15 protein-coding genes are annotated in these 17,221 nt (G+C 75.2%); 2 read left to right on the top strand and 13 right to left on the bottom strand.

Going from position 1 to position 17,221, the window contains the following annotated elements:
- Positions 1-223: 223 nt before the first annotated feature.
- The gene (locus tag DQ244_RS10695) at positions 224-1,027 is read left to right on the top strand and encodes a TIGR03089 family protein (RefSeq protein WP_113811438.1); all 804 of its coding nucleotides are present in this window, start codon (positions 224-226) and stop codon (positions 1,025-1,027) included.
- 91 nt (positions 1,028-1,118) lie between these two features.
- Positions 1,119-1,940, top strand: coding sequence for a DUF1028 domain-containing protein (locus DQ244_RS10690; protein ID WP_113811437.1), 822 nt, complete (start codon positions 1,119-1,121; stop codon positions 1,938-1,940).
- On the opposite strand, the gene DQ244_RS10685 is transcribed toward DQ244_RS10690, so the two are convergent.
- From DQ244_RS10685 to DQ244_RS10625, 13 genes are all read right to left on the bottom strand, one after another.
- Positions 1,914-2,813 carry a class I SAM-dependent methyltransferase gene (locus tag DQ244_RS10685; protein WP_113811436.1) on the bottom strand — a complete coding sequence of 300 codons (900 nt, stop codon included), beginning with the start codon at positions 2,811-2,813 and terminating at the stop codon, positions 1,914-1,916. The genes DQ244_RS10690 and DQ244_RS10685 overlap by 27 nt on opposite strands.
- Before the next feature lie 45 nt (positions 2,814-2,858).
- Positions 2,859-4,016, bottom strand: coding sequence for an acyl-CoA dehydrogenase family protein (locus DQ244_RS10680; RefSeq protein WP_113811435.1), 1,158 nt, complete (start codon positions 4,014-4,016; stop codon positions 2,859-2,861).
- Between the two features lie 23 nt (positions 4,017-4,039).
- On the bottom strand, positions 4,040-4,519 hold the full coding sequence (gene purE, locus DQ244_RS10675; RefSeq protein ID WP_113811584.1) for a 5-(carboxyamino)imidazole ribonucleotide mutase: 480 nt from the start codon (positions 4,517-4,519) through the stop codon (positions 4,040-4,042).
- A 28-nt stretch (positions 4,520-4,547) separates the two neighbouring features.
- On the bottom strand, positions 4,548-5,756 hold the full coding sequence (locus DQ244_RS10670) for a 5-(carboxyamino)imidazole ribonucleotide synthase (protein WP_113811434.1): 1,209 nt from the start codon (positions 5,754-5,756) through the stop codon (positions 4,548-4,550).
- A gap of 106 nt (positions 5,757-5,862) precedes the next feature.
- Complete coding sequence (locus DQ244_RS10665; RefSeq protein ID WP_147251502.1) at positions 5,863-6,288, bottom strand: DUF6752 domain-containing protein; 426 nt, start codon at positions 6,286-6,288, stop codon at positions 5,863-5,865.
- The gene (locus tag DQ244_RS10660; protein ID WP_113811432.1) at positions 6,285-7,856 is read right to left on the bottom strand and encodes a class I SAM-dependent methyltransferase; all 1,572 of its coding nucleotides are present in this window, start codon (positions 7,854-7,856) and stop codon (positions 6,285-6,287) included. The genes DQ244_RS10665 and DQ244_RS10660 overlap by 4 nt, the downstream gene beginning before the upstream one ends.
- 329 nt (positions 7,857-8,185) lie before the next feature.
- Positions 8,186-11,146 (bottom strand): AAA family ATPase, encoded by a 2,961-nt coding sequence (locus DQ244_RS10655; RefSeq protein WP_113811431.1) that lies wholly within the window; start codon positions 11,144-11,146, stop codon positions 8,186-8,188.
- The gene (locus DQ244_RS10650) at positions 11,143-12,291 is read right to left on the bottom strand and encodes an exonuclease SbcCD subunit D (RefSeq protein ID WP_113811430.1); all 1,149 of its coding nucleotides are present in this window, start codon (positions 12,289-12,291) and stop codon (positions 11,143-11,145) included. The genes DQ244_RS10655 and DQ244_RS10650 overlap by 4 nt, the downstream gene beginning before the upstream one ends.
- A gap of 77 nt (positions 12,292-12,368) precedes the next feature.
- Positions 12,369-12,962 (bottom strand): PH domain-containing protein, encoded by a 594-nt coding sequence (locus DQ244_RS10645; RefSeq protein ID WP_113811429.1) that lies wholly within the window; start codon positions 12,960-12,962, stop codon positions 12,369-12,371.
- Between the two features lie 31 nt (positions 12,963-12,993).
- The gene (locus DQ244_RS10640; protein WP_113811428.1) at positions 12,994-13,830 is read right to left on the bottom strand and encodes a biotin--[acetyl-CoA-carboxylase] ligase; all 837 of its coding nucleotides are present in this window, start codon (positions 13,828-13,830) and stop codon (positions 12,994-12,996) included.
- Positions 13,831-13,852: 22 nt separating this feature from the next.
- A complete protein-coding gene (locus DQ244_RS10635) occupies positions 13,853-14,608 on the bottom strand; it encodes a decaprenylphospho-beta-D-erythro-pentofuranosid-2-ulose 2-reductase (RefSeq protein ID WP_113811427.1) in 756 nt (251 codons plus the stop codon).
- Positions 14,605-15,942: an FAD-binding oxidoreductase gene (locus DQ244_RS10630; protein WP_233491313.1), complete on the bottom strand. Its 1,338-nt coding sequence runs from the start codon at positions 15,940-15,942 to the stop codon at positions 14,605-14,607. The genes DQ244_RS10635 and DQ244_RS10630 overlap by 4 nt, the downstream gene beginning before the upstream one ends.
- A 19-nt stretch (positions 15,943-15,961) precedes the next feature.
- Positions 15,962-16,951 (bottom strand): decaprenyl-phosphate phosphoribosyltransferase, encoded by a 990-nt coding sequence (locus DQ244_RS10625; protein WP_113811425.1) that lies wholly within the window; start codon positions 16,949-16,951, stop codon positions 15,962-15,964.
- Between the last annotated feature and the right edge of the window lie 270 nt (positions 16,952-17,221).

The following is a 17,221-nucleotide window of genomic DNA, read 5'->3' as shown; positions in this document are numbered from 1 at the left end:
GTAGTGGGACAACGCCGGGCGCCCGTCAGGCGCACCACGACCGGCGGCCGGGCACCCCTCGCAAGCGGCGCCCCGTCACGGATCCACCGGCCTGCGACGGCGACCCCAGCCGCCCGCCACACCCGCTCGACACCGTGAGAGCTCCTGCGAGCCCTCGGCCAAACTGTAACCGCGGAACCACCGCGCGGCGCCGTTTCCGGGGAGAGGGTGCAACGCTCACCCCGTGACACCCACCGACCCCACGCATCCCACCGCCCTGCTGGACGCCGTCGTCCGCCGGGACTCCGCCGCACCCCTGATCACCTTCTACGACGACGCCACCGGCGACCGCGTCGAGCTGTCCGGCGCCACGACGGCCAACTGGGTGGCCAAGTGCGGCAACCTGCTGCAGGAGGAGTTCGACGTCGGCCCGGGCAGCACGGTCGCGGTCGTCCTGCCGGTGCACTGGCAGACCGCCGCCGTCCTGCTGGCGGTCTGGGGGTGCGGTGCCGCGGTGCTGGACACCACCGCCGAGGACGAGGGCCGGCTCGACGGCGCCGACGTGGTCCTGGCCGCGCAGGACCGGCTGTCCGAGCTGGACGACCTCGACGTCCCGGACCTGCTCGGGCTGTCGCTGCACCCGCTGGGCCTGGGCATGACCGGGTACGTGGGGCCGGCGCGGGACTTCGCGGCGGAGGTGCGGGGGTACGGCGACGTCTTCACGCCCTGGCAGCAGCCGGACCCGGCGGGCCCGGGCCTGGTCCTGGGCGCGCTGCAGCTGACGCTCGGCGGGCTGGTGGAGGCGGCGACCGAGCTGGCCGGCCGCCTCGGCATCGGCCCGGGCGACCGGGTGCTCGTCGTCGACGAGACCGCCGCCGAGGCGGGGCCGGTGGCCTGGCTGCTCGCACCTCTGGCGGCGGGCGCGTCGATCGTGCTGGTGAGCTCTCCCGACCCGGACGCCCTCGCGGCGCGGGCCACGTCGGAGCGGGTGACCGCTACCCTCGGCACGCGGATCGAGGGCGTCCGGCAGCTGGGCCGTCCCGACTGACCGCACCCACGGTGACGACCCGGACGGTGGTGTCCACGCTGCGCGAGGCGAGCTCTGCTCCCGGCGGGGGCACCGTCGCGGAGCCGGGAGCGTGACCTTCTCCGTCGTGGCCTCCGACCCGGCCACCGGCGACATGGGGATCGCCGTCTCCTCCTGCATCCTCGCCGTCGGCCGCGCCGTCCCGTCCGCACGTCCGGGGGTGGGCGTGGTGGCGGTGCAGGCCCGGAGCCGGCGCGGACTGGGCACGACGCTGCTCGACGGGCTGGCCTCGGGTGGGACGCCCGGGTCGCTGGTCCGGCGGGCGGCGCACTCGGCGGAGGACGCCGACCGGCAGATCGCCGTGCTGGCTCCCGGCGGGCGGGTGGCCGCCGACACCGGCCGCGGGTCGCTGCCGGTGAGCGGCCACCTGGTGGGCGAGGGCTTCAGCGTCCAGGGCAACATGCTGGCCTCGTCCGACGTGCTGCCGGCCATGGCGCACGCCTTCACCGGCGCCACCGGGAGCCTGCCCGACCGGCTGCTCGCCGCCCTCACCGCGGGTCAGGACGCCGGCGGCGACCTGCGGGGCCGGCAGTCCGCCTCTCTCCTGGTGATCAGCGGGACGCCGGCCACCGAGGACGACGACGGGGTGCGGGTGGACCTGCGGGTCGACGACTCGGGCGATCCGGTGGCGCAGCTGCGGATGCTGCGCAACCTGCAGCGGGCCTACGACGAGCGCGACTACGAGTACCTCGCGCTGTTCGCACCCGAGGGGGCCCGAGAGCTCTACGCCGCGCTCGCCGCGTCCCGCCGCGGGGACCGCGAGGCGGCCCGGGAGGCGCTGGAGGCCATGCGCAGCCGGCCCGGCTGGTCGGGCTGGCTCGCCTCGATGGCCGGTGACGCCCGGCTGTCAGCCGTCTCCCGGCTGCTGGGCTGAGGCCGGGGCTCCCGACGACGAGACCGACTCGTAGCCCGGCACGGCGGTCAGCCGCAGGCTGAGCTGCTCGTCGTCGACGGTGTAGCCGAGGTACTCGAACCGGATGCCGGTGCGGGCGACGAACTCCGTCCACGCGCGGTGCTCGTGCGCCTCCCACCCGGGGAAGTTGAAGTACTCGTCGAAGAGCAGCACGGTGCCCGGCCGCAGCCGGCTCTCCAGCGCCTCGAGGACCACGACGGTCGAGGAGTAGAGGTCGGCGTCCAGGTGCAGGAAGGCGACCGGCCCGGGGTGCGCCTCCAGGAAGCCGGGCAGCGTCTGGTCGAACCAGCCCACGACCAGCTCGGCGCCGGGGACGTCGGGCATCCAGTCCTGCGCGAACGTGCCCTCCTCGAACCCGGACCGCCAGTGCTCGGGCAGACCCTCGAAGGAGTCGAAACCGAACACCGAGCCCTCCGGCGCCCGCTCGGCGATCATCCGGAGGGTGCCGCCGCTGGCGACCCCGAACTCGAGGAAGAGCCCTTCCGCGGGAGCGGCCTCCAGCGCACCGATCCGCGTGTCCCCCGGAGAAGGGTGCGCGGCGGCGCGGTCCAGTTCCGCCTGCGCGAACACCTCGGAGCTCTGCGCGGCACGGATGTCGCTGATCGTCGCCATGTCACGGCGCTGGCGCCGCTCCCAGGCGCGCATGTGGTCGATCAGCCTGCCTTCGGCGCTGCGCGCCTCCTCGAGGCGGGCGTGCAGCCCGGCGACCTCGTCGCGGACCGCTCGCAGGTCCTCGGCGAGCCGGTCCGCCTGCTGCCGCACCTCGCGGGTGACGTAGTCCTCCAGGGCGCGCCCGAGCTTCGCCCGCAGCCGCTCCCGTGTCCTCCTGAGCATCCGCCGATGCTCGCAGCGAACCACGCCGAGGGGAAGCGGACGCCCTCAGCGCAGCAGGCTGCGCGCGATCACCATCCGCTGCACCTGGTTGGTGCCCTCGTAGATCTGGGTGATCTTGGCGTCGCGCATCATCCGCTCGACCGGGAAGTCCTGGGTGTAGCCGGCGCCGCCGAAGAGCTGCACGGCGTCGGTGGTGACCTGCATGGCGACGTCGGAGGCGAACGCCTTGGCCGAGGCCGAGACCCGGGTGACGTCGGGGCGGCCCTGCTCCCCCGCCGCCGCGGCGACGTAGACGAGGTGGCGGGCCGCCTGGATCTTCATCTCCATGTCGGCGAGCATGAACTGCACGCCCTGGAACTCACCGATGTTCTTGCCGAACTGCCTGCGCTCCTTGACGTAGGCCACCGACGCGTCCAGCGCACCCTGGGCGACGCCGACGGCCTGCGCGCCGATGGTCGGCCGGGTGAAGTCCAGCGTGCGGAGCGCGGTCTTGAACCCGGTCCCCGGGGCGCCGATGATCCGGTCGGCCGGGATGGTGCAGCCGGTGAAGTAGAGCTCGCACGTGGGCGAGCCCTTGATCCCCATCTTCCGCTCCTTGGGGCCGATGGCGAAGCCGGGGTCGTCACGGTGGACGGCGAAGGCGGAGATGCCGTTGGCACCCTTCTCCGGGTCGGTCACGGCCATGACCGTGTACCACTCCGAGACGCCGGAGTTGGTGATCCAGGCCTTCGTCCCGTCGAGAACCCAGCTGTCGCCCTCGAGGCGGGCGCGGGTCTTCATCGCGGCGGCGTCGGAACCGGCCTCCCGCTCGGAGAGCCCGTAGCTGATCATCGCCTCGCCGGAGGCGATGGGGCCGAGGACCTTCTGCTTGAGGGCCTCGTCGGCGGAGATGATGATCGGCATCGAGCCGAGCTTGTTCACCGCCGGGATCAGCGAGGCGCTGACGTCGACCCGGGCGACCTCCTCGATCACGATGCAGGTCGCGATCGCGTCGGCGCCCTCGCCGCCGTACTGCTCGGGGATGTGGGTGGCGTGGAAGCCGGCCGCCGTCAGCGCCTTCTGCGCCTCGATCGGGTACCGCGAGTCGGCGTCGACCTCGGCCGCGTACGGCGCGATCTCCCGCTCGGCGATGTCGCGGACGGCCTCGCGGATGGCCTCGTGCTCCTCGGTCAGGGCGTAGAGCCCTGCAGCGTCGTTACCCACGCACCCGATCGTAGGACGTCCGACTACCCGTCGGTAGCGAGCCGCTCCTGCAGGGTGACGTCGCGAGCCACGACCTGCTCGGCGAGCTCGGCCTGGAAGCGGGTCACCGCGGCGAGGAGCTGCGGATCCCCCACAGCGAGGATCCGGACGGCGAGCAGCCCGGCGTTCCGCCCACCGCCGATGCTCACCGTCGCCACCGGGACGCCGGCGGGCATCTGGACGATCGACAGCAGGCTGTCCAGGCCGTCGAGCCGGTCCAGCGCCCGGGGCACGCCGATGACGGGGAGCGGCGTCGCGGCCGCGACCATGCCGGGGAGGTGGGCCGCACCGCCCGCGCCGGCGATGATCACCTTCAGGCCCCGGCCCGCGGCGGACTCGGCGTAGTCGAGCATCCGGCGCGGGGTGCGGTGGGCCGAGACGACGTGCGCCTCGAACGAGACGCCGAACTCGGTGAGCGCGTCGGCAGCGGGCTCCATCATCGGCCAGTCGGAGTCGCTGCCCATGACGATGCCGACCAGGGGTTCTGCCACGTCAGTGCTCCTCGGGGAAGGCGAATGCGGGATCGACGACGCCGTCGGCGAGGTACCGGGCCGCCGCGACGGCGCGGGCCCGCACCTCCGCCAGGTCCTCCCCCAGCGCCGTGACGTGCCCGAGCTTGCGGCCGCGCCGCTGCCCCTTGCCGTACCAGTGCAGCTTCACGTCCGGCCAGTGCGCCATGAGGTGGTGGATCCGCTCGTCGAGAGGGGCACCGGCCCAGTCCTCGGCCGCGGCGGCTCCGCCCAGCACGTTGGCCATCACCACGACGGGGGCCGTCATCGCCGTGGACCCCAGCGGGTAGTCGAGGACGGCGCGCAGGTGCTGCTCGAACTGGCTGGTGCGCGCACCCTCGATCGTCCAGTGCCCGGAGTTGTGCGGGCGCATGGCCAGCTCGTTGACCAGGACGCCGTCCGCGGTCTGGAACAGCTCCACCGCGAGCATCCCGACGACGCCGAGGGAGTCGGCGATCCGGACGGCGAGCTCCTGGGCCATGGTGGCCAGCTCGTCGGACAGCCCGGGCGCCGGCGCGAACACCTCGGCGCAGACGCCGTCGCGCTGCACGGTCTCGACCACCGGCCACACCGCGACCTGCCCGAACGGCGAGCGGGCCACCTGCGCCGAGAGCTCGCGGACCATCGCGACCCGCTCCTCGGCCAGCAGGGTGCCGTGCCGCTCGACCAGCGCGGCGGCGGCCTCGGCGTCGGGGACGACGAAGACGCCCTTGCCGTCGTAGCCGCCGCGGGGCGTCTTCAGCACCACCGGCCAGCCGTGCGCCGCGGCGAAGGCGGTCACGTCCTCGGCGGAGCCGACCTCGGCCCAGGCCGGCTGCGGCTCGCCGGCGTCGGCGAGCGCGCGGCGCAGCACCAGCTTGTCCTGCGCGTGCACCAGGGCCTCGGGCCCCGGGGCGACACGGGTGCCGGCGTCGACCAGGGCGCGCAGGTGCTCCTGGGGCACGTGCTCGTGGTCGAAGGTGACCACGGTGGCGCCCTCGGCCAGGTCGCGCAGCGCGGCGAGGTCGTCGTGGGCGCCGATCCGCACGTCGGCCGCGACCAGGGCGGCCGACTCGTCGGGGCCCGCGGAGAGCACCCGCAGCGACTGGCCGAGCGCGACCGCTGCCTGGGAGGTCATCCGGGCCAGCTGCCCGCCTCCCACCATCGCGACGACGGGGAGCCCGGTCCGCGGGTCGAGGGAGGAGGAGGGCACGGTCCCGAAGGCTAGCGGGGCCGCTCGCCCGCGTACCGGGCGCGGGGCGACGCCGGTGCGGCAGCCGGCCCCTGCCGCGGCGCCGCGGACGGGAGGGACCGACCGCTCAGCGGTCCGTCGGCGCGGTGGTGACGTCGCCGTCCGGTGCCGGGTCCGCCGCGACGAGCCGGTCGAACACCAGATCCGCCAGCTGCGCGACGCGCAACGACAGCCGCCGGGACTCCTGCAGGTCGGCGGCCACCTCGTCGAGCCGCCCGTGCAGCCCCTCGACCTGCTCGACGAGCCGGGCGATCGCGTCGTCGGCCAGCCCGCCGCGCCGGCGGGCGTCCTGGAGCGTCTCGTCGACGGCGGCGATATCCCGGGCCGCGGCCGCCACCCGGTCGTCGAGCTCGAGGTTCCGCGACTGCTGGTCGGCGGCGGTCGCGTTCAGCCGGTCCACCTCCTGCCGCAGCCGGGTGACGTCGTCGAGCCGGGCGAGGGTGCCGGGGGCGACCCGGCGCAGTGCCCGGCCGAGGACGTCGCGGGGGTTCATGCCGAGCTCCGCACGCGCAGCCGGGCCACCCACGGGTTCTCGTCCTTGTACGGGGCGAGGTCCTGGCTGTGCAGGCGCTCCACGACCTCCATCCCGTGCTCGGCCAGCTCCTCGGCGACCTGGTCGGGCGACAGGTAGCGCCGGAAGTGCTCCCCGAAGACGTGCGGGGCGTCCTGGTCCTCCGAGGTCCGGAACTCGAACCAGCACTCACCTCCGCGGCGAGCGACGGCGCCGGCCAGCGTCCACAGGTTGGACCGGGCGGTGTCGTCGATGGCGTGCAGGAGGAAGCGGGCGTAGAGGTGCCAGCCGGCCGACCAGTCGAGATCGGCCACCAGGTTCCCGATCGCGGTCAGGTCCCCGAGGTTCAGGACGCGGAAGTCGGCGGACCACTCCTCGGCGCCCGCCAGGCCCTGGGCACGCTCGATGGCGGCCGAGGAGTAGTCCAGCCCGAGGACGCGCCGTCCCGAACGGGCGAAGAAGCGCGCGTCGCGGGCGGTCCCGGTGCCGACGTCGAGCACACCGGCTCCGTCCGGCAGCCGCTCGGCCACCCAGCCGGCGAAGGTGGACTCCGTCGCGGGGACCCGGTCGACGCCGGGGCTCTGGTAGAAGTCCTGCCAGTAGTCACGCGCCATGTTGAATTCTCCGATCCAGGTGCTGAGCCGAGCCCTCACCCGCGGAGGCGTGGTGAAGGTGAAGGAGGGGTCGGGCACCCGCCAGCCGGGGCCGTAGGTGGCCGCGAGGAGCGCCTCGCTGTCCGCCGGCGCCGGGTACGACCGCCCGCGGAGGGAGATCTGCTCCCGCTCCCGCAGGTCCAGGGCCTCGTCGCCCACCTGGAAGCACAGGTAGGTCAGACCCTCGACCCGGAACGCGGTGAAGATGTCGATGTAGTGGTCCTGCCCCGCGTCGGGGTCGGTGAAGGTGATCTGCAGGTGCCCGCCGCTGTGCCGGATGACCGAGTACCCCCGGGCGGTGAGGGCCCTGCTGAGTCGCAGGTTCTCCCACACCACGTCCGCGGGGTTCTCGTGCCGCGACAGGTAGGCGAGGTCGGCGTCGTCGTCGTGCGGGATCAGGTCCCCGTCCCGCACGGCGCCCAGCAGGGTGCCGTAGCAGACGAACGGTTCGATCCCCAGGCTCTCGAGCTCGGCCTGAAGCTGGGCGAGCCGGTCGAGCAGCCGGTCCTGCAGCGCCACGGCGGCGGCCGGGTCGAGCCCGTCGAAGCTCGGCGCCAGCCGGCCCCACTTGTTGACCGACAGCCACCTCCCCGCGGCGTCCCGCAGGTCGAGCGGGTCGTCCGACGAGCCGAACGCGACCTCCGCGGTGCCCAGCGGGCGCTTGTCCGCGGCGTCCCTGACCAGGAGGGTGGCCCGACCCGACAGCGCCTGGGCGAGGGGCGTGGGCCAGGCGAAGGTGATCCGCCGTCCACCCGCCGCGGCGACGGTCGTGGTCGCGGCGGTGGCAGGGAAGGAGACGGTCCGCCGGCCCTCCATGAGGACGTCGAGCACCGCCGGGACGTCCTCGTCCGGCGGGAACTCGGCGACCAGTGCCGTCGCGTCGGCCGTGACCCTCACGAGCGGGAGGAGCGCACGCCGACCGACGACGGCGGCGGAGCGGCGGCACGGCCGAGGGCCGTTCGGCAGACGTCAGCCGCGGGTGGCATGCCGACCCGGTGACGGTCGACCGTGGCGCGTCGATCACCGAGCGACATCGCTTCCCCACTCCTCCATGCACGCCGATGCCGCGCACGCACCCCGGGCGCGTGACGACAGGACCGCTCCGGCGGCCGGGTCCGAAGCTACCGGGCGGACCTGGCAGCCCTCCGACGACGACCGTCCGGGGACCTCCTCGGCGCCGGTCGACCGGCGTGGACCGGACCCCGTGGAGGGCGCTCCGGTGCAGGTCAGCTCGCGAGCCGGGAGCCGTTGCGGCCGGCGATCACCTCCAGGCGCGTGGGGATCCGGGTGCGCAGCTCCTCCAGGTGGCTGATCACGCCGACTGTCCGGCCACCCCGGCGCAGCTCGTCGAGCACGGTCATCACGGCGTCGAGCGCCTGCGCGTCGAGCGTGCCGAACCCCTCGTCGACGAAGAGCGTGTCGATGCGCACCCCGCCGGTCTCGGCGGTGACGACGTCGGCGAGCCCGAGGGCGAGGGCCAGGGAGGCCATGAAGCTCTCGCCGCCGGAGAGCGTCTTGGTCGGCCGCCGGGCACCGGTGTACTCGTCGAAGACGTCGAGCCCCAGGCCGCCCCGGGCGCCGTGCCGCCCCTGGGCGTCGCTGTGGAGGAAGGTGTAGCGGCCACCGGACATGTCCAGCAGCCGTCGGCTGGCCACCTCGGCCACCTGCTCGAGCCGGGCGGCGAGGACGAAGGACTGCAGCCGCATCTTGCGGGTGTTCGCCCCGCGGCCGTGGGCGAGGTCGGCGAGGGCAGTGACCTGATCGGCCCAGTCGCGGAGCTGCGCCAGCTCGAGCTCGACCGTGGTGATCCGTCCGACGACGTCGGTCAGCGAGCGGGTGCAGCGACGCGCCTGCTCCAGCTGGGCCACCGCCTCCTCGCGACTCCGGGTGACGCCGGCGCACCGCTCCTCGAGCCCGGCGAGATCGGGCCGGGGACCCAGCTCGGCGAGCTCCGGGTCGGCCAGGACCGCCCGCAGCACGGCCAGCCGCTGGTCGTGCTCGTCGAGCTGCCGGTCGAGGCGGGCCAGCCGCCCCGGCTCCAGCAGGGCTCCCGACGCGGCGAGCACGTCGGCGAAGCCGGCGGCCGCCGCGCGCTCCTCCGCCGTGCGGCGCGAGGCATCGGCCTGCACGCGGGCGCGCAGCTCCTCGGCCTCCGCGGCGGTCACCGCCTCGCAGGCGAGCGCCGCGGCCGACAGCCTCGCCACCCGGGCCGCGAGGTCGCGATCGGTGCCCCGGGCGGTCTCCAGGCGGTCGCGCAGGTCGGCGAGCCCGGCGGCCAGCGCCTCGCGCTCGGCCCGTCGTGCTCCCAGCTGCTCGCGGTCGGCGGCCAGCTGCGCGGCGGCGCCCTCGCGCTCGGCGACCAGCCGACGGAGCAGACCCTCCGCCGCGTCCAGGCCGGCCGCCAGCTCCGACGTCACCCGGAGGCTCGCGGTCAGCTCGGCGACGCGCGCGGCCTGCTCGGCCACCGGCAGCTCGCCGGCCCGCGCGCGCAGGGCGGCCAGCTCGCGCTCGACCTCCTCCAGCCGGCCGGCCGCCGTGGTGAGCGCGGCCTCCGCCTCGTCGGCGAGCGCCCGGGCGTCGTCCTCGTCGGCGGCGGTGACGCGGTCACCCGCAGCGGTGGCCGGCCGCGGGTGCTCGGTGGCACCGCAGACCGGGCAGTCGGCGCCGTCGGTGAGTCCTGCGGCCAGCTCGGCCGCCATGCCGTCGAGCCGCCGGCCGCGCAGGTCCAGCCAGCGCTCGCGGGCGTCCGACCGCGCGTCGCGGGCGCCGCGCACGTCCTCGCGGAGGGCGGCCAGCCGTTCCTCGAGCCGCTCGGCCGCCCGGCGCGCGGTCAGGGCGGCCGAGGCGGCGTCCAGCGCCGCCTGCGCCCCCGGCAGCTCCGCGGCGGCGGACCGCGCCTCGGCGACCCGGTCCTCCTGGGCGGCGACGCGGGCCGGCAGCGCGGCCAGGGCCTGCTCCGCCGATCCGCACCGCTGGGCCAGGTCGTCGGCCGCGCGGTCCAGGGCCGCGATCGACCGCCCGAGGGCCACCACCCGGTCGGCTTCCGGCAGCAGCGCACGGGACTCGGCGACCCGGTCGCGGAGCTCCCGGGCGACGGCGGCGCTCGCGTCCTGCCCCTCGGAGACCGGCGTCCAGACCGCGCGCGTGCCGGACAGCGCCGCGGCGGCCCGTTCGGCGGCGAGAGCGGCCGTTCCGGCGGCGATGAGCACGTCCCGGAGCGGCTCGGCCCGGCGGCCGGCGTCCCGCTCGGCGCGCAGGGGCGCCAGCGCGGGCTCCCGCTGCTCGAGGGCCGCCAGCTCCGAGGCCGCCTGGTCCCGGCGGGTGTGCCGCTCCTGCAGGGCGCGCGCAGCGGCAAGCTCCGCGTCGGTGGCAGCCGCCTCGGCGGCGGCGTCGTCGGCCCGGCCCACGGCCTCGGTCAGCCGACGTCCGGCCGTGGCCGCGACCTGGTCGACCCAGGGCAGCACCCGCCCGCCCGCGGCCGCGCCGACGAGCTCGGGGGCCAGGTCCTCGGGCACGTCGACGTCGGCGATCTGCGCCACCCGCGCCAGCAGGGTGGCGAGCTGCGCCCGGTGGCCGGCGGTCCGCTCGCGGGCCGCGGTTCGCTCGTCGGCCAGCCACTCCTCCGCACGGGCGAACCGGTCGACGTCGAAGAGGGTGCGCAGCAGCTCGGCGCGGTGCTCGGGTTCGGCCCGCAGGAAGCGCGCGAAGTCCCCCTGCGGGAGCAGGACCACCTGGCAGAACTGGTGCACGTCGAGCCCGAGCCGGGTGCGCAGGTGCTCCGATCCCTCGTCGATGCGGGTGCTCACCGGCTCCCAGCCGCCGTCGGTGAGCCGCGAGACCACCAGCTTCGCCTGCTCGGTCGCCCAGCCCTCGCCGCGCTTCTTGGGCCGCTGCTGCTCGGGCCGGCGCACCACCCGCAGCCGCTCGGCGCCCAGGGTGAGCTCGCACTCGACCTCGGTGCGGGTGGCCGGGTCGGCGTGGTCGCTGCGCAGCCGCTTCTCCTCGCCGCGCGCGCCGGGCACCCTGCCGTAGAGGGCGAAGACGACGGCGTCGAGCAACGTCGTCTTGCCCGCCCCGGTGGGTCCCCACAGCAGGAACAGCCCGTCCCGGCCCACCTCGTCGAGGTCGACCTCGACCGTGCCGGCGAACGGGCCGAAGGCGGTCAGCGAGAGCCGGTGCAGCCTCATCGGGCGGCCTCCTCGCGGTCGGCCGCGCCCAGGGCGCGCGCGAGCAGCTCCCGCTCGGCGGAGGTGGCCGGAACGCCCCGCACGTGGCTGACGAACTCGCCGGCGACGTCGAGCGCGCTGCGCCCGCGCATGCGCTCCTGGTAGCTCCCGCTCTCGGCCGCCGCCCCCGCGCCGGTCCAGTCCAGGTGGACGCAGTGCGGGAAACGCGCCTGCAGCCGCCGCATCGGGTCGGCGGGGCGGGCCGGGTCGGTGAGCCGCGCGGAGACGAAGTGCTGCTCGGCGCCGGCGTGCGCCGGGTCGGCGAGCAGCTCCTCGAGCGTGCCGGTGAGCACGCTGAGCGACCGCGGGGTCGGCAGCGGCACCGCGCGCACCTCGGCCAGGCCGTCGGCGTCCAGCTCGACCAGCCACGCCTGCTTCTGCTGCCCCGCCTCGCCGAAGGAGTAGGCCAGCGGCGAGCCGCTGTAGCGCATGCGGGGGCTGAGCGTCTGGGGCCGGTGCAGGTGCCCGAGCGCCACGTAGTCGACGCCGTCGAAGACCGACGCCGGGACCAGGTCGACCCCGCCGACGCAGATGTCCCGCTCGCTCTCGCTGGCCACCCCGCCGCCGACGAACGCGTGGGCCAGCACGACGGAGCGCGCACCCGGCCGGAGGAACAGGTCGGCGCGCACCCGGTCCATCGCCTCGCGCAGCACCGCCTCGTGCCCGCGGGCACCGGGGATCCCGAGCTCGTGCCGGGCCACCTCCGGCTCGAGGTAGGGGATGCCGTAGACCGCCACCTCACCGTGCTCGTCGGCCAGCAGGACCGGCTCGTCCAGCCGCGGGGTGGCCGCCCGCACGTGCAGGCCGGCGGCGCTCAGCAGCCCGGAGAAGGTGCCCAGGCGACGGGCCGAGTCGTGGTTGCCGGGGGTGAGCACCACGCGCGCGCCGGTGGCCAGCAGCCGCCCGATGACGCGGTCGAGCACCGCCGTGGCATCGGCCGAGGGGACGGCGCGGTCGTAGACGTCACCCGCCACCACGACGACGTCGACCTCCTGGGCGTTCACCACCGCGACCAGGCCACCGAGCACCGCCTCCTGCTCGGCGAGCAGGTCGGTGCCGTGCAGCGTCCGGCCGATGTGCCAGTCGGAGGTGTGCAGCAGCCGCATGGGCGCGAAGGTAAGGAGGGGGTACGACAGAAACGCTCAGGCGCGCCGTGACGGACCCGTCACATCCGGTGCCCGCGTCAGAGGACCGCGGTCGACCGCCAGCCGTCCTCGGGCGGGTAGCCGTAGCCGTCCTCGGGGTAGCCGCGATCGCCCCCTCCGTAGCCGGCGACCTCCGCCCGGCGGTCGGCGTCCTCCTCGATCATGAACGCGATCAGCTGCTGGACGCCGTCGCTGTCGGGGATCTTCCGCAGCACCGTGGCCCCGCTGTCGCCGGCCGTCTCGATCGTCAGCGTCCCCGACCGCACGACCCGCTCCCACAGCGTCTGGGTGTAGGAGACATCGGTGATGCGGGACAGGCCGAGGTCGCGGCCGCGCCTGGCCAGGATGCCCTCGCGGAACAGCAGCCGGTGGGTGGTGACCACGTAGTGGGTGGTCCGCCACCGCAGCACCGGGACGACGACGAGCACCAGCAGGAGCAGCAGGCTCAGCACGACGATGCCCAGCCGGGCCATCCCCTGCTGGGGACCGGGCGGGATCAGCGCGGCGCCGAACGACGCGCCCCCGATGACGAGCAGCAGGACCAGCACCGGCCGGACGAGGGTCAGCCAGTGCGGGTGCAGGTGGCGGACGACCTCTTCGTCGTCGGCGAGCAGCTTGTCGGGGTAGGCCACGTCGCCAGGATGACGGAGGCGCCGCCCGTCGTCATGCCTCCGCGGGGCGTGTCCGGACGTGTCGGACGTCGCCGCTGGCCAGCTCAACGGTGCCGCCCGGCGTGTCGACGACCAGCCGGCCGTCCCAGTCGACCGCCCGCGCGGCCCCGACCAGCGCGGACCCGTCGGGCAAGGTCACCTCGACCTCGCTGCCCACGGTCGAGGACCACGCGAGGTAGTCGCGGGCGAGCCCGGAGACCACCGGGTCGCCCAGCGCCTCCACCCAGCCCCGGTACCGCCGCTCGACCGCCCGCAGGAAGCCCAGCAGCACCGGCCCGCGGTCGACGGTCGCGCCGGTGATCGCCGACAGGGACGTCGCGGTGGCCGGGAGCTCAGCGGACGTCGTCGACACGTTGAGGCCGACGCCGACGACGACGGCCCGGTCGTGCGCCTCCGCGAGGATCCCGGCGAGCTTGCGGCCGTCGCGGGCCAGCAGGTCGTTGGGCCACTTGACCGAGGCGAGCACCCCGGTGACGTCGCGGACGGACTCGGCCAGGGCGACGCCGGTCAGCAGCGGCAGCCACCCGCGCCTGGCCGCCGGCACGTCGGGGCGCAGCAGGAAGGAGACGGTGACGCCGGCCCGCGGTGGCGACGTCCACGTCCGGTCCAGCCGGCCGCGCCCGGTCACCTGGTGCTCGGCAACCAGGACGGTGCCCTCCGGGGCGCCGTCGGCCGCGGCGGCGGCGAGCGCGGCGTTGGTCGAGCCGATCTCCTGCACCACCTCGACCGAGCGCCACAGGGTGCTGTCCCGCGTCAGGGCGGACTGCAGCGCGGCGGCGTCGAGCGCCGGGCGCTCGAGGTCCGACCAGCGCGAGGAGGAGTCGCTCACGGGAGAACCGTAGCCAGCGGGCTCAGAAGGGCAGGCGCCGGAAGATCGCCCGCGGCGTGTGCCGCAGGCCGCTCATGACCCAGCGCATGGCTCCCGGGACCCAGACCGTGTGCCGCCCGCTGCGCACGCCGGCGACGATCGCCTCCGCCACGGCCTCCGGGGTCGTCGACAGCGGTGCGTCGGGCATGCCCTCGGTCATCTTCGAGCGCACGAAGCCGGGGCGGACCACGAGGACCGACACCCCGGTGCCGACCAGCGAGTCGCCGAGCCCGGAGTAGAACCCGTCCATGCCGGCCTTGGTGGAGCCGTAGACGTAGTTCGACCTGCGGACCCGCTCCCCGGCGACCGAGGACAGCGCCACGATGACGCCGTGCCCCTGCGTGCGCATCCGGCCGGCGAGCTCCGTGCCGACCGAGACGGCGGCGACGTAGTTCACCTGCGCCAGGTGCGCGGCGGCCGCGGCGTCGGTGCGCAGCTGGTCGGCGTCGCCGAGCTGGCCGAAGGCCACCACCGCGACGTCGATGTCACCGCTGGCAGCCGCCCCGGCGACCATCCGGGCCGGCGAGCCCGGGTCGTCGGCGTCGAAGTCGAGCACCTCGACGCGGCCGCCGGCCTTCCGGAGCTCCTCGGCGACGGCGGAGCGCCGCGGGGTGTCGCGGGCGGCGACGACGACGCGCAGCGGGCGCTCGTCGAGATAGCGGCGCGCCGTGGCGACGGCGATGTCGGAGGTGCCGCCGACGAGCAGCAGCGAGCCGACGGAACCGAGGGCGTCGATCACAGGGTGAGCCTCCTGGCCAGGTCAGAGGTGAAGACGCCCTCGGGGTCGACGCGCCTGCGCACGTCCCGGAACGACTCGAGTCGGGGGTACATCTGCTCGAACAGGTCGGGCCGCACCCGGGGGTCCTTGGCGAGGTAGACCCGGCCGCCCGCCGCGACGACCAGCTCGTCGAGCTCGTCGAGCAGCGCGGCCAGCCCGCCGACCACCGGGATGTCCAGCGCCAGGGTCCAGCCGGGCACGGGGAAGGAGAGCATGCCCGGGTTGCCCTCGCCGAACCGCTTGAGGACGGCGAGGAACGAGGCGTGCCCGGAGCGGCTGATCCGCTCCATGGCGCGGCGCATCGCGTCCTCCTGGCCGAAGGGGACGACGAACTGGTACTGCACGAACCCGCGCGGCCCGTAGACGCGGTTCCAGTCCCCCACGCCGTCGAGCGGGTGGAAGAAGGCGCCGATCGTCTGCAGCTGGTCCCGCTTCCGGCGCGGCGACTTCCGGTACCAGACCTCGTTGAAGGCGGCGACGGTCGCGGGGTTGAGCAGGCCGGGTGGGAAGACGCCGGGGGCCGACAGCCTGACCTGGCCGGAGTAGCGCAACGGGTCGGCCTGCTGCTTCGGCGTCAGCTCCTCGCGACGGGCGAACCGCCCCCGCGTGAGCACCGACCGGCCCATGCGTGCGCCCCGGGCGACGCAGTCGATCCACGCGACCGAGTAGTCGTAGAGGTGGTCGGTCTCGGTCAGCAGCGTCATGAGCGAGTCGAGGTCGGGCGTGCGGTCGGTGTCGACGACGATCCGCGAGGACTCGATGGGCTTCATCCGGACGCGGGCGCGCAGGATGACACCGGTCAGGCCCATGCCGCCGGCGGTCGCCCAGAACAGGTCGGGGTCCTGGTCCGGCCCGATGCGGCGCACCTCGCCGTCGGCGGTGAGCAGGTCCAGCCACGCGACGTGCTGGGAGAAGGTGCCGGCGACGTGGTGGTTCTTGCCGTGGATGTCCGCGGCGATCGCGCCCCCGACGGTGACGTACCGGGTGCCCGGGGTGACCGGCACGAACCAGCCCATCGGCACGAAGAGGTTCATGAGCCGGTCCAGGGAGATCCCCGCCTCGACCTCGATCTCCGCGGCAGGGAGGTCGACGTCGAGCACGCGGTCGGCGGTCGTCATGTCCAGCACCTGCCCGCCGGCGTTCTGCGCGGCGTCGTTGTAGCTGCGCGCCAGCCCTCGGGCGAGCAGCCCGCGCGGTGTGCGTGCCGCGAGCGCCGCAGCGGCATCGGCGGGGTCCCGGACGGGAACCAGCGTCGCCGGCGTGGGAGCCGTCCGTCCCCATCCGGTCAGCGACACCTCCCTCTCCCGCTGCGCGTCAGCCACCGAACACCCCGGCCCCCACCGTCACGACCCACACCAGTCCCAGCACGAGCAGCACGCGGTCGTGCAGCACGATCTCCTCGGGGGCTCCCGCGGTGCCCTTGTCGATGTCCACGGCGTACCGCAGGATCCCGAGCACGAACGGCGCGATCGACAGCGTCGCCCACGGCACCCCGCCGCGGAGCTCGTGCATCTCGAAGGCCCACAGGCTGTAGGCCGTGCAGGCCACGCCCGCCGAGAGACCCCAGACGAACCGCAGGTAGCTCGCCGAGTACTCCTGCAGCGTCTTCCGCGTCTGGGCGGCGTCCCCGAGGAGCACCAGTTCCGAGTACCGCTTGCCGGCGACCATGAACAGCGAGCCGAAGGACGCCACCAGGAGGAACCACTGGGACGGCGCCAGGCCCGCCGCGACACCGCCGGCCACCGCGCGGAGCAGGAAGCCCGACGCGACCACCGCGAGGTCGAGGACGGGCTGGTTCTTCAGCCAGACGCAGTAGGCCAGCTGGAGCACGACGTAGATCGACAGCACCCACACCAGCTCCGGCCGGGTGAGGACGGCCGCGAGGGTGAGGGCCGTGGCGGCGAGCACGACCGCGAGCGCGACGGCGAGCCCCCGCGGCACCAGACCGGAGGCGATGGGCCGCAGCCGCTTGCGCGGGTGCCGGCGGTCCTCCTCCACGTCGATGGCGTCGTTGACCAGGTAGACCGCACCGGAGACCAGGCAGAAGAGCACGAAGGCGACCAGCGTCGGGACGAGGACGTCGGCGTCGAGGACCCGCCCCGCCGCCAGCGGCGCGGCGAACACCAGGACGTTCTTGACCCACTGGTGGGGGCGGACGGCGCGCACCAGCCCCCAGGGCAGCGACCCCTTGAGGCCCCCGGGCTGCGGTGGCAGCGGGGGCAGCGGTGGCGGGCCGGCCGGGGGCACGCGGGGCCCGGGCTCGACGAGCTCCGCCGGCTGCGCCGGCGACCGTGGGTCGGACATCGTCAGGCCTCTCTGGCAGAACTCCCGGCCGCGGTCGGCGGGAGAGATCGGCGGTCGGGTTCCCCGCGCGGAGATCGTGCACGCCTCCCCGGGCGGGAGCACCGCCTCCCCACCCGGTCGGGGTGGGGAGGCGACCTGCGGGGAGGCACCCGTTCGACGGACCGAACGGACTCCACCAGGAAGACCACCGGAGTGCTCCCCTACGCTACGGAACCCGTGACCTGGCTTGCGAGGTCACGCCCGAGCACAGGAGCGCCGCCCCGGCGGCCG

Origin of the sequence: Blastococcus sp. TBT05-19, from assembly GCF_003319095.1 — a bacterium.
In the GTDB taxonomy this organism is placed as follows: Bacteria; Actinomycetota; Actinomycetes; order Mycobacteriales; family Geodermatophilaceae; genus Blastococcus.
This window is presented reverse-complemented; position numbering and strand designations above follow the sequence as displayed.